Source organism: Citrobacter sp. Cpo126 (assembly GCF_030332445.1).
Taxonomy (GTDB): Bacteria; Pseudomonadota; Gammaproteobacteria; order Enterobacterales; family Enterobacteriaceae; genus Citrobacter; species Citrobacter portucalensis.
The window spans coordinates 98,740-113,331 of the sequence record NZ_JAOWHT010000043.1; the positions used below are offsets into that span (position 1 = coordinate 98,740).

General features: G+C 51.0%; 11 protein-coding genes. 4 read left to right on the top strand and 7 right to left on the bottom strand.

Annotation, left to right across the window (positions count from 1 at the left end; genetic code table 11):
* Window positions 1–3 precede the first annotated feature (3 nt).
* Window positions 4–219 (top strand): zinc ribbon domain-containing protein, encoded by a 216-nt coding sequence (locus tag OGY17_RS21035; protein ID WP_003835160.1) that lies wholly within the window; start codon window positions 4–6, stop codon window positions 217–219.
* Here the strand turns inward: OGY17_RS21035 and xseA are convergent.
* Window positions 216–1,589 carry an exodeoxyribonuclease VII large subunit gene (xseA, locus tag OGY17_RS21040; RefSeq protein WP_048215788.1) on the bottom strand — a complete coding sequence of 458 codons (1,374 nt, stop codon included), beginning with the start codon at window positions 1,587–1,589 and terminating at the stop codon, window positions 216–218. The genes OGY17_RS21035 and xseA overlap by 4 nt on opposite strands.
* Window positions 1,590–1,749: 160 nt before the next feature.
* Between xseA and guaB the strand changes: the two genes are divergently transcribed.
* The gene (gene guaB, locus OGY17_RS21045; RefSeq protein WP_003037756.1) at window positions 1,750–3,216 is read left to right on the top strand and encodes an IMP dehydrogenase; all 1,467 of its coding nucleotides are present in this window, start codon (window positions 1,750–1,752) and stop codon (window positions 3,214–3,216) included.
* 63 nt (window positions 3,217–3,279) lie between these two features.
* Complete coding sequence (guaA, locus tag OGY17_RS21050) at window positions 3,280–4,857, top strand: glutamine-hydrolyzing GMP synthase (protein ID WP_195995367.1); 1,578 nt, start codon at window positions 3,280–3,282, stop codon at window positions 4,855–4,857.
* Between the two features lie 121 nt (window positions 4,858–4,978).
* On the opposite strand, the gene mscS is transcribed toward guaA, so the two are convergent.
* Together mscS and OGY17_RS21060 are read right to left on the bottom strand one after the other, a co-directional pair.
* Window positions 4,979–5,857, bottom strand: a complete 879-nt coding sequence (gene mscS / locus OGY17_RS21055) for a small-conductance mechanosensitive channel MscS (RefSeq protein WP_057069350.1) — start codon at window positions 5,855–5,857, stop codon at window positions 4,979–4,981.
* Between the two features lie 364 nt (window positions 5,858–6,221).
* Entirely contained in the window at window positions 6,222–6,425 is a 204-nt protein-coding gene (locus tag OGY17_RS21060; protein ID WP_103015178.1) for a YfgG family protein, read from the bottom strand.
* Between the two features lie 350 nt (window positions 6,426–6,775).
* Here OGY17_RS21060 and OGY17_RS21065 point away from each other — a divergent pair, with 350 nt between their 5' ends.
* Window positions 6,776–9,046, top strand: a complete 2,271-nt coding sequence (locus OGY17_RS21065) for a bifunctional diguanylate cyclase/phosphodiesterase (RefSeq protein WP_286608281.1) — start codon at window positions 6,776–6,778, stop codon at window positions 9,044–9,046.
* Here the strand turns inward: OGY17_RS21065 and ppx are convergent.
* The 4 genes from ppx to purM all read right to left on the bottom strand — a co-directional run bounded on the left by ppx (window position 9,026) and on the right by purM (window position 14,530).
* Window positions 9,026–10,567, bottom strand: coding sequence for an exopolyphosphatase (gene ppx / locus OGY17_RS21070; protein WP_032944195.1), 1,542 nt, complete (start codon window positions 10,565–10,567; stop codon window positions 9,026–9,028). The genes OGY17_RS21065 and ppx overlap by 21 nt on opposite strands.
* A gap of 4 nt (window positions 10,568–10,571) precedes the next feature.
* On the bottom strand, window positions 10,572–12,638 hold the full coding sequence (gene ppk1, locus OGY17_RS21075; protein ID WP_032944192.1) for a polyphosphate kinase 1: 2,067 nt from the start codon (window positions 12,636–12,638) through the stop codon (window positions 10,572–10,574).
* 216 nt (window positions 12,639–12,854) lie between these two features.
* Window positions 12,855–13,496, bottom strand: coding sequence for a phosphoribosylglycinamide formyltransferase (purN, locus tag OGY17_RS21080; protein WP_008785442.1), 642 nt, complete (start codon window positions 13,494–13,496; stop codon window positions 12,855–12,857).
* Window positions 13,493–14,530, bottom strand: coding sequence for a phosphoribosylformylglycinamidine cyclo-ligase (gene purM / locus OGY17_RS21085; protein WP_020996702.1), 1,038 nt, complete (start codon window positions 14,528–14,530; stop codon window positions 13,493–13,495). Before purM ends, purN begins: the two co-directional genes overlap by 4 nt.
* Between the last annotated feature and the right edge of the window lie 62 nt (window positions 14,531–14,592).

Consider the following 14,592-nt stretch of genomic DNA (forward strand, 5'->3'; position numbering starts at 1 on the left):
ACCATGTCGATGACCTGCCCGGATTGTCATGCAGAACTGGAACCACAAAACGGTGTGGCACACTGTGAAAACTGTAAAAAAGATATTCCGTTAGAAGCGCGCTGCCCGGAGTGCCATCAGCCACTCCAGGTGTTAAAAGCCTGCGGTGCGGTGGATTACTTCTGTCAGAATGGTCATGGTCTGATTTCGAAGAAACGTGTGGAGTTTGTGCCGGTTTAATCTGGCTTTTTCTTACGCGTTTTCTTTGCCGTCGTTACGCCTTTCACTTCGCTCTCTACCCAGCCGTCTGACAGGCGGGTAGTGAGCACATCACCGGTTTTTACCTGTTTGGTCTGCTTCAGCACTTTGCCGTCGGTCGCGGTAGTGACGCTATAGCCGCGAGCGAGCGTCGAGAGAGGACTCACCGCTTCAAGATGCGTCACCACATTACCGAAGCGTTCTCGCTGTGCACTTAAACGCGCGCGGATATTCTCTGCCAGACGGTACTCCAGTTGCTGAATACGGGTTTGCGCCCGATAAATTCGCGGCTGTGGGTTTTGCTGGCTCAGGCGTTGACTTACGCGCTGTTGGCGCTGATTGGCCTGCTTAATCTTATTCTCAAGAGCGAAATTCATCCGCTGACGCAGCCGCTCCAGCACGGTCTGCTGACGGGCCAGACGCAGTTGCGGATGTTGCTGTTGCAAACGGTGATGAAGCTGGGTAAAGCGACGAGTACGGTTGGCGATGTAGTAGTCCATCGCCATCTCCAGACGCTGCTGGCCATGCTGAATTTGACGCAGCAGTTCCAGTTGATTGCGGCTGACAATTTCCGCCGCTGCTGATGGCGTAGGCGCCCGTAAATCTGCAATAAAATCGGCAATAGTGACATCTGTTTCGTGCCCGACGGCGCTAACCACAGGAATGTGGCTGGCAAAGATTGCCCGTGCTACGCGTTCGTCGTTAAAACTCCACAAATCTTCCAGAGAACCGCCGCCGCGCCCGACGATAAGCACATCGCACTCGCCCCGCGCGTTCGCCAGCTCAATGGCGCGAACGATCTGTCCTGGCGCATCGTCGCCCTGGACCGCGGTCGGGTAGATAATAACGGGCAGGGATGGGTCACGACGCTTCAGCACGTGGAGAATATCGTGCAGCGCAGCCCCGGTTTTCGAGGTAATGACTCCAACGCAGTGAGCCGGAGAGGGTAGTGATTTTTTGAACTGCTGATCGAATAGCCCTTCAGCCTGCAGTTTGGCTTTGAGTTGCTCATATTTTTGCTGCAACAAGCCTTCACCAGCTGGCTGCATGCTCTCAACAATTATCTGGTAGTCGCCACGCGGTTCGTACAACGTAATGTTGGCGCGTACCAGGACCTGCTGACCGTGCTGTGGGCGGAACGTTACCCGTCGATTGCTGTTGCGAAACATCGCGCAGCGTACCTGGGCGGTGTCATCTTTGAGCGTGAAATACCAGTGACCGGAGGACGGCTGAGTGAAATTCGAGATTTCACCGCTGATCCAAACTTGTCCCATTTCCTGCTCAAGCAGCAAACGAACCGTCTGATTTAGGCGGCTTACGGTAAAAATTGAGGTGGTCTGAGAGGATAACATGTGAGCGGGATCAAATTCTAAATCAGCAAGTTATTCAGTCGAAAGTAACATGCTCACAGAGGAGCGCAAGGTTTTTTTGCAAAAAAGTGTGGATGCAATCGGTTACGCTCTGTATAATGCCGCGGCAATATTTAATAACCTCCCAGGTGAGATATTGCCCATGCTACGTATCGCAAAAGAAGCCCTGACGTTTGACGACGTCCTCCTCGTTCCCGCTCATTCTACCGTTCTGCCGAATACTGCTGACCTCAGCACCCAGTTGACGAAAACCATTCGCCTGAACATTCCTATGCTCTCCGCAGCAATGGACACCGTGACGGAAGCGCGCCTGGCAATTGCCCTGGCCCAGGAAGGCGGCATCGGTTTTATCCACAAAAACATGTCCATCGAGCGCCAGGCTGAAGAAGTTCGCCGCGTGAAGAAACACGAATCTGGCGTGGTAACTGACCCACAGACCGTACTGCCAACCACTACTCTGCGCGAAGTGAAAGAACTGACCGAGCGTAACGGCTTTGCTGGCTACCCGGTAGTGACTGAAGATAACGAACTGGTCGGCATCATCACCGGCCGTGACGTGCGTTTTGTGACAGACCTGAACCAGCCGGTTAGCGTATATATGACGCCAAAAGAGCGTCTGGTGACCGTTCGTGAAGGCGAAGCGCGCGATGTCGTTTTTGCCAAAATGCACGAAAAACGCGTTGAGAAAGCGTTGGTTGTTGATGACAGCTTCCACCTGCTCGGCATGATCACCGTAAAAGATTTCCAGAAAGCAGAACGTAAACCTAACGCCTGTAAAGACGAGCATGGTCGTCTGCGCGTTGGTGCAGCGGTAGGTGCTGGCGCAGGTAACGAAGAGCGTGTAGACGCGCTGGTTGCCGCTGGCGTAGACGTTCTGCTGATTGACTCCTCTCACGGCCACTCTGAAGGCGTTCTGCAGCGTATCCGTGAAACTCGCGCTAAATATCCTGACCTGCAGATCATCGGCGGTAACGTTGCTACAGGCGCAGGTGCTCGCGCGCTTGCTGAAGCTGGCTGCAGCGCAGTTAAAGTGGGTATCGGCCCAGGCTCCATCTGTACTACCCGTATCGTGACCGGCGTCGGTGTTCCGCAGATCACTGCCGTTTCTGATGCCGTTGAAGCGCTGGAAGGCACCGGTATTCCGGTTATCGCCGACGGCGGTATTCGTTTCTCCGGCGACATCGCTAAAGCGATTGCTGCTGGTGCTGCCGCAGTGATGGTTGGCTCCATGCTGGCGGGTACTGAAGAATCCCCGGGCGAAATCGAACTGTACCAGGGCCGTTCTTACAAATCTTACCGCGGTATGGGTTCTCTGGGCGCGATGTCCAAAGGGTCTTCTGACCGTTACTTCCAGAGCGATAACGCTGCTGACAAACTGGTCCCGGAAGGTATCGAAGGTCGCGTTGCCTATAAAGGTCGCCTGAAAGAGATCATTCACCAGCAGATGGGCGGCCTGCGCTCCTGTATGGGTCTGACCGGCTGTGGTACTATCGACGCGCTGCGAACGAAAGCAGAGTTTGTACGCATCAGCGGTGCGGGTATTCAGGAAAGTCACGTTCACGATGTGACCATCACCAAAGAGTCCCCTAACTACCGCATGGGCTCCTGATAAGTTTCCGCGCCCGGCTATATGCCGGGCGAATTTGTTTCACTTGCCTCGGAATTAGCGTCAATGACAGACAATATTCATAAACATCGCATTCTCATCCTCGATTTCGGCTCGCAGTACACTCAGCTGGTTGCACGTCGCGTACGTGAACTGGGCGTCTACTGTGAACTGTGGGCATGGGATGTTACGGAAGCACAAATTCGCGAATTCAACCCAAGCGGTATCATTCTTTCCGGTGGTCCGGAAAGTACCACCGAAGAAAACAGCCCGCGTGCGCCGGAATACGTTTTCAACGCGGGCGTGCCGGTGTTCGGCGTGTGCTACGGCATGCAGACCATGGCAATGCAACTCGGTGGTCATGTTGAAGGTTCTAACGAACGTGAATTCGGCTATGCGCAGGTTGAAGTTCAGACCGACAGCGCGCTGATCCGCGGTATTGAAGACTCCCTGACCGCAGACGGCAAACCGCTGCTGGACGTGTGGATGAGCCACGGCGACAAAGTGACCGCCATTCCGGAAGGTTTCGTGACCGTTGCCAGCACCGACAACTGCCCGTTCGCTATCATGGCGCACGAAGAAAAACGCTTCTACGGCGTGCAGTTCCACCCGGAAGTTACCCACACCCGTCAGGGTATGCGCATGCTGGAGCGTTTTGTGCGCGACATCTGCCAGTGTGAAGCGCTGTGGACGCCGGCAAAAATTATCGATGACGCCGTTGCCCGCATTCGTGAGCAGGTTGGCAATGATAAAGTTATCCTCGGTCTGTCCGGCGGCGTTGACTCCTCCGTGACCGCGATGCTGCTGCACCGTGCTATCGGCAAAAACCTGACCTGCGTGTTCGTCGACAACGGTCTGCTGCGTCTCAACGAAGCTCAGCAGGTGATGGATATGTTCGGCGACCACTTTGGCCTGAACATCGTTCACGTGGAAGGCGAGCAGCGTTTCCTGGACGCGCTGAAAGGCGAGAACGACCCAGAAGCTAAACGTAAAATCATTGGCCGCGTCTTCGTGGAAGTATTCGATGAAGAAGCGCTGAAGCTGGAAGACGTGAAGTGGCTGGCGCAGGGCACCATCTACCCGGACGTGATCGAATCCGCGGCATCTGCCACCGGCAAAGCGCACGTTATCAAATCTCACCACAACGTGGGCGGTTTGCCGAAAGAGATGAAGATGGGTCTGGTTGAACCGCTGCGTGAGCTGTTCAAAGACGAAGTGCGTAAGATTGGTCTGGAGCTGGGCCTGCCGTACGACATGCTGTACCGTCACCCGTTCCCAGGCCCGGGTCTGGGCGTGCGTGTGCTTGGCGAAGTGAAGAAAGAGTACTGCGACCTGCTGCGTCGCGCGGATGCTATCTTCATTGAAGAGCTGCACAAAGCTGACCTGTACAACAAGGTAAGCCAGGCGTTCACCGTGTTCCTGCCGGTTCGTTCCGTTGGTGTGATGGGCGATGGCCGCAAGTACGACTGGGTTGTTTCCCTGCGTGCGGTCGAAACCATCGACTTTATGACCGCGCATTGGGCACACCTGCCGTATGACTTCTTAGGCCGCGTCTCTAACCGCATTATCAACGAAGTGAACGGTATTTCCCGCGTGGTGTATGACATCAGCGGTAAGCCGCCAGCTACGATTGAGTGGGAATAATATCCCTTTCCGTTAGCGGTTTTTGAACCGGTAATATGCAAAAAACCCTCTGTTTACAGAGGGTTTTTTATTGCACGCATTTCAGCAAATACTTCAGGCGCATGTTCTGCAGGAAAGTACGCTAATCGACCAGTTGCAGCTGAGACTGTTGCTGAGGTGCGACATTCTGAATACGCACATCCATCTGTGGATAGGGCAGGTCGATGTGGTTGGCGTCCAGCGCCTCTTTAATGTTTTCCAGCAGATCGTAATAGGTATTCCAGTATTCGATATTGGGCACCCATACGCGCACGTAAAAATTCAACGCTGAAGCGCCCAGTTCGCCCAGACGAACGGTTACCCCACGTTGCTTATCGATGCGGCTGTCCTGCTCGATAATGTGATTAATAACTTGCTTAACCTCTGCAATCCGACTCTGATAACCCACACCAATCACCAGATCGATACGACGAAAAGGGTGACGGGAATAGTTAATGATGTTGTCAGCGATGATCTTACCGTTTGGAATCACCACTTCTTTGCTGTCCGCGGTGAGCAGGGTGGTGGAGAAGATGTGCACCTTTTCTACTGTTCCGGTGACTGCACCAATCTGCACTACTTCTCCGGCGCGAAAAGGTCGCAGGGAAACCAACAGCACGCCAGCGGCAAAGTTGGAAAGTGAGCTTTGTAACGCGAGGCCAATGGCCAGTCCGGCGGCACCGATGACGGCAATAATGGAGGATGTTTCAATACCGATGCGACCTAATGCGGCGACGACGGAAAAGGCGAGGGTAATGTAACGTACCAGCGCGGTGAAGAACTGAATGATCGTTCTGTCGACTTTACGTTTAAGCAGTAACTTTTCCAGCCCACGAGAGAGCAGACGAGCGATAAATTTACCGATAAACAATAAGATCACGGCGGCAACGATATTCCAGCCGAATTGAATGACAGCATCGCTGTGCCCGGCGATCCACTCAAGGCCGCTTCTTATTTTCGGGAATAATAAAAAACCACTCATGGTATTACCCTGTAGTATTTAAAAATGATAACAATTCAAATAACTATTTAATTTTCATGCGAAATATAAATACTTGCGTCAGTGATATTTGCTGGTGATATTAATTAGCGTTTATTTGAGCACTGTTTGTCTTTTTATGTCCGTTAAACCGGAACGTAAAAATCAGCGCGAATGGTGCGGTGAAGTGGGATGAAAAGATTGTGCATTTGTGCGAAAAATACGGTCGATTATCTGATAATTAAGCGAGAGAGGAGGGATGTGTGTAAAGTTTCGTCACTCAAATCCCTTACCGGATGGTTAAATATCAGGCGATTAGCCATCCGGTAAGGAATCTTAATGCTGGGGGTATCACAGGCGCGAGCGATCAATGTACGTCGGTTTGTGCAGAAGATGTCTGTTGCGGCTGAGTGGTCTGCTGAGATTCTTTTTTGTCCTGGTGGTGATGCCACGCACCAATGGCGGAGTAGACGAAGCGTCCGAAGAAGAAGAGAAAGCTGATAAGCAGTACGATCCGGATCATGCGACTGTTAAATCGGTGTCGTTTGCGTAGGCTGGTAACCTGGCTCACAAAAGGTTCCTTGTAGTGTACCCAACTGAGGGCGATACTCACATTAAGGCACACTGAGAGGGAATGGTCAATTCTTCCTTATGTAAAATTGCTTCAGTTGTTTTATCTTCTTATGTTATGGAAATTAATATTATTATTTGCATGAATAATGTATTAACGATAAAAAATAATGAAAAGAGTAATAATTGATGAATGAGGGGCATGTTTTTTGATATGTATCAAGCATCACACTTTGCTGACAACTAAAATCGATGAATCATTGTGATGTATTTTACTTTATCGTTTTAAGGTCAGGTGGGATGCCTGTCTGAATACCCCCTACAGGATGTGCGGGATTCTACTGAGCATCTATGAAACTCAATAAAAATTATATTGGTATTAGAGATAGATGGTGGGCATTACCTCTCATCTTACCTTCTTTGTTGTTGCCTATATTGAGCACTGCCACCACCTATGCCCATATTAGTACGGGGACCGTAATTCTTTTCTACCTGCCGTTAGCGCTGATGATTAGCCTGATGCTTTTTTTTGGCTGGGCGGCATTGCCAGGTATTATCATTTCCATTATCTGGTACAAATATCCGCAGGTTGGGTTATTTGAAACACTTTCAATAATTTCGCACTTTATAGTTACAGTCGTGCTTAGCTGGGGAGGATATAAAGTATTTTCTCCCCGACGAAACAACGTTTCCCACGGCGACTCTCATCTGTTGTTTCAGCGTATGTTCTGGCAAGTCTTCTGCCCGGCTACGCTGTTTCTGATACTCTTTCAGTTTGCTGCATTTGTGGGTGTTTATGAAAGCAAATCCGGCATGGTGGGCGTTATGCCCTTCAATACAGGCACATTGATCAACTATCAGTCCATACTCGCGGGGAATCTTGTAGGTGTGCCGCTGTGTTATTTCATCATTCGAACAATTCGCAACCCCTTGCATCTGAGAGGCTATTTTTCTCAGTTAAAGCAGCAGTTTGATACCAAAGTGACTAAAACAGAGTTTGCGGTCTGGTTGATTATATTGACTGTGCTAATGGCAATGTTGTGTATGCCGCTCAATGAACAAAGCTCAATATTTAGCACGAATTATACCTTGTCACTGTTACTTCCCGTCATGCTGTGGGGGGCAATGCGTTACGGTTATAGATTTATTTCGGTGATATGGGCGGTCGTACTTATTACCGCAATTCATTATTATCAGCGCTATATGCCATGGTATTCGGGTTACGATACGCAGCTTGCCATTACCTCATCAAGTTATCTGGTTTTTTCCTTCATCGTGAATTTCATTGCTGTCCTGGCAACGCGTCAACGTTTTGTTACCCGGCGCAACCATCGCCTGGCCTTCTTTGACCCTATGGTGCATATTCCGAATTTGCGCGCTTTGAACCGGGATTTGAAAAACGCGCCATGGTCAGTGCTTTGCTTTTTGGGTGTTCCGGGCATGGAGCTGCTGGTGAAAAATTACGGCATTATGCTGCGTATCCAGTACAAGCAAAAACTGGCTCAGTGGATAACACCGTTGCTTGAACAGGATGAGCATGTCTATCAATTATCAGGTAATGATTTAATCCTGCGTTTTAACACTGAGCTACACCAGGAACGCATTGAAGCACTGGACAGACATATCAAGCAGTTTCGTTTTGTTTGGGACGGAATGCCTTTGCAACCGCAGGTTGGGATCAGCTTTTGCTATGTCCGTTCTCCTGTTAACCATATCTATTTGTTGCTGGGAGAGTTAAGTACCATTGCCGAATTATCGCTGGCAACCAATTCTCCAGAGAATTTGCAGCGGCGTGGTGTGATGCACCTGCAACGCGACCTGAAAGATAAAGTTGCGATGATGAACCGTATTCAGCAGGCGCTGGAGAACAATCGCTTTTTCCTGAAGGCGCAGCCGATTTTTGGCGTGCGTGGCGACGTTTATCACGAAATCCTCCTGCGGCTTGAGGGGGATGACGGTGAAACTATTGCCCCTGATAACTTCTTGCCGGTAGCCCATGAGTTTGGTTTGTCATCCCGTATCGATCTGTGGGTGATTGAAAATACGTTGAAATTTATGGCGCAGAATCGGGAAAAAATGCCCGCCCACCGGTTTGCTATCAACTTATCACCCACCTCAGTATGTCGCGCGCGACTTCCTAATGACATCAATCAGTTACTGAATAAGTACAAGGTTGAAGCATGGCAACTTATCTTTGAAGTGACGGAAAGCAATGCCTTGACCAATGCGGAACAGGCACAGGCAACGTTGCTGCAGCTGCAATCACTGGGCTGTCAGATTGCGATTGATGATTTTGGTACTGGGTATGCCAGCTATGCGCGGCTGAAAAATGTGAATGCCGATATCCTGAAAATTGACGGTAGCTTTATTCGCAATATTGTTTCGAACAGCCTCGACTACCAAATCGTGGCCTCTATTTGCCATCTGGCGCGGATGAAAAGAATGCTGGTGGTTGCGGAGTACGTCGAAAGCGAAGAAATACGCAGTGCGGTGATTTCACTGGGGATTGATTACATGCAGGGGTATCTGATTGGTGAGCCACTGCCGTTGAATGAAACTCTGGAAAAGCAGGTGCCAGATGAACTGACACCTGCTGAGATCTTATGCGGCGATATCGGGTGAGCTCTCTTCTTCAATTTTGAGTCGCCAGCCTGTTACGGCTTCCCAGTATTGCTGCTCTTTTTCCAGATCGAGCAGCACCAGCGCATTTTGGCTAAACCAGTCATGCGGGAAGCGTAAGGTCCAGTGGCTGTCGTCGGTTATCAGGGTCAAAGTCGGCGGTGTGGTGGTCGCCTGACGCTGATTATTCAACAGCACGCCCAGGCGCAGCAGCTGAATTAACGGCAGAAACTGTTTCTTCTTAAACAGCGTAAAGCGGGGCAAGTCGTCGAGCTTAATCGCTTTGCGATGATAACGAACTAATGTTGCCATCATCAGCTGTTGTTCCTGATTGAAACCAGGTAGATCGCTGTTTTGTAAGATATACGCAGAGTGGCGATGCAAACCGCTGTGGTTGATGTTCAGCCCAACCTCATGCAGCATTGCTGCCCAACGCAGTAACGCTTCCAGTTGGGGATTGGCCAGCTTTGGCTGCTGCGTATGCCACTGGTCGTACATTTGCATCGTCGTTTCTAGTACGCGCCGGGCCTGTTCGCTGTCAATGTTGTACTGGTTCGCCAGGCTGCTGGCGGTACGGCTACGAACGTCCTGGTGGCGAAAACGGCCTTCCATCTCGTACAGCACGCCTTCACGTAACGCACCATCAGAAAGGCGAAGTTCGCGAATAGCTAACGCGTCAAAAACGCCGCACAGAATCGCGAGTCCGGGTACAAACACTGCTTTTCTTTCTTCTGACAACCCAGGCAAGCTGAGCGCATCAAATGACGCGTGCTTCAACACTTCAGATGTCAGCTTGTCCAGACGTTCGGGGGTGATAAAACCGTCTTTTTCACCCATCTCCAGCAGCACTTCATGGGCTGCCTTAATGGTGCCCGATGCGCCCAGCGCAACGTTCCAGCCCTGAATGCGAAACTGCCAGGTTAAGGTTTCGAGCTTTTGCGCAGCCGCCATGCGGGCACGCTGGAAGTTTTCGCGGTTAATTACACCGCGCGGGAAATACATCTGGGCAAAGCTGACGCAACCCATACGGCGGCTTTCGACCAGTTTAGGCTCGAAATCTTCTCCGATCACCAGTTCTGTTGAGCCGCCGCCGATATCGATAACCAGCTTGCGACCTTTTTCCGGCTGCGTATGTTCAACGCCCATAAAGATCAATCGGGCTTCTTCGTTGCCGGAAATAATCTCAATTGGGTAGGGGATGACTTTTTCCGCTCGCTTGAGAAAATCAGTCGCATTCAGTGCCTGACGCAAAGTATGGGTTCCCACGATACATACGCTTGATGGAGGAAACCCCTGCAAACGTTCGGCGAACAGTGATAAACAGCTTAGCCCGCGCTCCATGGCCTCTTCGCTCAGCTTGTTATCTTCGCCGAGGCCATCCGCCAGATGTACGCGTTGTTTCAGTCGCCCAATAATTTGCATTGCGCCATCAACCACGCGGGCAATGACCATATGGAAACTGTTTGAACCAAGGTCGACCGCAGCAAATTCCTGCGGTCGTGGAGTCTTGTCGTGTATTGGCATATCTTTAGTCAGGTTGCTCGAGTGATTTGATGTAATCGTAAATCGCCAATTGTGACTGAACCTTACGGCGGTTTCCGCGCGGTACGTAGCGATTACTCAGTTCTTTATCAATAAAGCGGGCTTTCACCGTGTCGCTGAACAGGATATCGATAATATCCAGCACGCGTTGCTTAAGGCGCGGGTCAAGAAGCGGTGTGGCAACTTCGATACGATAGTCGATGTTTCTTGTCATCCAGTCAGCGGAGGAGAGATACACCTGCTTGTCACCCCCGTTCTCGAAGATATAGACCCGGTCATGTTCAAGATAGCGATCAACGATGCTGATAACGCGAATATTGTCGCTGATACCTTCCAGATTCGGAATCAAAGAACACATACCACGAATCAACAAATTGACCGGCACACCAGAGCTTGAGGCCGCATAGAGGCGGTCAACCAGACCTTTATCGACCAGGTTATTCAGTTTTAGCGTAATGCCGGAAGGCAGTCCTTGCTGCGCGTTGGCGATTTCTTTGTCGATCATCGCGTACAGCAGACGGCGTGAGTTCTGCGGGGAAACCAGCAGATAATCGAACGTCACCGGGCGATACGGGTTCTCGATGAAGTTAAACACCCGACGCACTTCGTTGGTAATGCGCGAATCGGCGGTCAGCAACGAGTAGTCGGTATACAGGCGTGCCGTTTTTTCGTTGAAGTTCCCCGTCCCGATATGCGCATAGCGCACGACTTCATCACCTTCTTTACGCGAGATAAGGAACAGTTTGGCGTGAATTTTCAGGCCTGGCGCGGAGAAGATGACGTGAACGCCTGCTTCGGTAAGACGCTTGGCCCAATGGATGTTGGCTTCTTCATCGAAGCGGGCCTGCAATTCCACCACCACGGTGACTTTCTTACCGTTGTGCGCGGCATGGATCATTGAATCTATGATGCGTGAATCTTTTGCCACACGGTAGATGTTGATCTTTATAGCCAGCACGCTCGGGTCGAAAGAGGCCTGGCGCAGCAGTTCAAGAACGTGCTCAAAGGTGTGATAGGGGTAATACAGCAGCACGTCGCGTTCGCGAACGGCGTCAAAGCCGTTACGAAACTTCTCGTTGTCGAACCAGATATGGCGCAGACGCGGCAGCGGTTTGTTCACCAGGTTAGCTTTGCCAACGTTAGGGAAGTTAATAAAGTCTTTGAAGTTATGGTAACGCCCGCCGGGAACAATCGAGTCGTAGCGAGAAATCGTCAGTTTTTCACGCAGTACTTCGACCAGTGCATTGGGCATGTCACGCTGATAGACAAAACGTACAGGTTCTGCGGTCAGACGCTGTTTCAGGCTGGATGACATCAGCTCCATCAGGCTCGATTCCATCTCGTGCACCAAATCGTATTCGGCGTCACGGGTCATTTTCATCGAATAGGCGTTCAGTGCGTCGTAATCAAAGAACCCTTTGAAAATGTCGTCAAGGCAGTAACGTAAGATGTTGTCCAGCAGGATCATCGGTTTGCGACGGCGCGGGGTTTCCGGCGGCAGATTCACAAAACGAGGAACCTTGTCGGAAGGAATTTCCAGCAGCGCGTAGCGGATCGTATCGCCACGGATAATTTCTACCGCCAGATAGGTGTAGTCATCTTTCAAAAACTGGACTAAATCCGTCTCGCGGTTAATCAGGATCGGCGTGATGTGCTGGCGAAGATATTGCTTGAAGTAATGACGCAACCAGCTTTGCTGATTGACCGACAACTGGCGTTCGTTGATTAAGAAAATCTGATTGCGCGCCATTTCCAACAGCAACTCGTTGTACAGGCCGTCAAATTCCTGATCGGCTTTTAATACGCGGGCCTGGATTTTGCCTAACAAATGGCGGGAGTGAGAGTTTGAACCCTGTTCTTCGCTAATAATGATTCGGCGCTTCAGTTCGGCAAAACGAACCTTATAAAACTCGTCGAGATTATTGGAATAGATACCTAAGAAACGCATCCGTTCGATCAACGGGTTTGACTTATCAGCAGCTTCCTGGAGTACACGTTCGTTGAACGCTAACCAGCTGAGTTCTTTCTCGATGTATAGCTTTTCCTGACCCATTACCACTTTTACTCCGTTTCATTCACGGGACACTACCGATTTATTATGGCGAGCATTGCTCTCAGATGTCCAACTGTGCCAGAAAAATATGACAATAAACCGTCTGATAGCAAAGAGAAAGGGGGAGCGTAGATGAATACCGGTGGTATTAACCGGAAAAGGTAGTTATGCCTGTAAGCCGGATGGTGACATTCGGCTTACAGGTTGGTTTTTTTATTATTCGTCGGCGGCGTAGCCTTGTGGAGGCAAACGAACGCCATCCAGCCATGCAGCGTTATCACGCATCTTCAGGCGACCGTCGATAAACCAGCTTACCACCAGCGGGTAAATGGTATGTTCCTGAGCCTGAACCCGTGCCGTGACGTCATCTTCGCTGTCGCCTTCAAATACCGGAACCTTGGCCTGGAGAATGACCGGTCCGCCGTCCAGCTCATCCGTTACGAAATGGACTGAGGTACCATGTTCTTCATCGCCGTTTTCCAGTACCTGGCGGTGCGTATGCAGGCCGGGATACTTCGGCAATAAAGACGGGTGGATATTCAGCAATCGTTCAGCATAGTGAGCGACAAACGCCGGGCTGAGGATACGCATATAACCGGCCAGCACCACGACATCGGGTGCATAGGCGTCAATCTCTTGTATCAGTTGGCGGTCGAATGCTTCGCGACTGGCAAACTGGGCGGCTTCCAGCGAGTGTGCCGGAATATTCGCTTCGCGTGCGCGCTCAAGGCCGAACGCATCGGCCTTGTTACTGAATACTGCACGTATGGTGCCATTGATTTTTTTCTGTTCGCAGGCGTCGATTATCGCCTGCAAATTGCTTCCGTTGCCGGAAATGAGCACCACAATGTTTTTCATTCAATGACCACACGCTGTTCGGAATCAGAAGCTTTGATGATACCGATTTTCCATGCGTTTTCACCTTTCTCATTGAGCAAAGCAAGGGCTTTGTCCACTTCCGGAGCTGGCAGGGCGATAACCATACCTACACCGCAGTTAAAGGTGCGATACATCTCATGCTGGCTGACGTTACCCGCCGTTTGCAGCCAGTTGAAGACGGCTGGCCACTGCCATGAAGATTCGTCGATCACTGCCTGCGTGTTGTCTGGCAGAACGCGTGGAATATTTTCCCAGAAGCCGCCGCCGGTCAGGTGGGCAATGGCGTGCACATCAACCTTCTCGATCAGTTCCAGAATGGATTTCACGTAAATGCGGGTAGGGGCCAGTAAGTGATCGGCCAGCGGCTTGCCTTCAAGCTCGGTGGTTTCTGGGTCACAACCGCTGACTTCTACAATTTTACGCACCAGAGAGTAGCCGTTGGAGTGCGGGCCGCTGGAGCCGAGCGCAATCAGTACGTCACCGTCAGCCACTTTTGAACCGTCGATAATCTCTGATTTTTCGACGACGCCAACGCAGAAACCTGCCACGTCGTAATCTTCGCCGTGGTACATCCCCGGCATTTCAGCTGTTTCCCCACCGACCAGCGCACAGCCAGACTGCAGGCAGCCTTCGGCAATCCCGTTAATGACGCTGGCTGCGGTGTCCACATCCAGTTTGCCGGTTGCATAGTAGTCGAGGAAGAACAGCGGCTCAGCGCCCTGAACCACGAGGTCGTTGACGCACATTGCGACGAGGTCAATGCCGATAGTGTCGTGGCGTTTCAGATCCATCGCCAGACGCAGTTTTGTACCAACGCCATCAGTGCCGGAAACCAGTACCGGTTCACGATATTTTTGCGGCAATGCGCACAGCGCACCGAAGCCACCCAGACCACCCATAACTTCCGGACGACGAGTTTTCTTTACTACGCCTTTGATTCGATCAACCAGAGCATTACCTGCATCAATATCAACACCGGCATCTTTGTAGCTAAGAGAGGTTTTATCGGTCACTGCCTGCTTCCCCACATGTTTACTTGCAGTAAAAGTTAAATTCGGCGCAATTCTAACAGGGA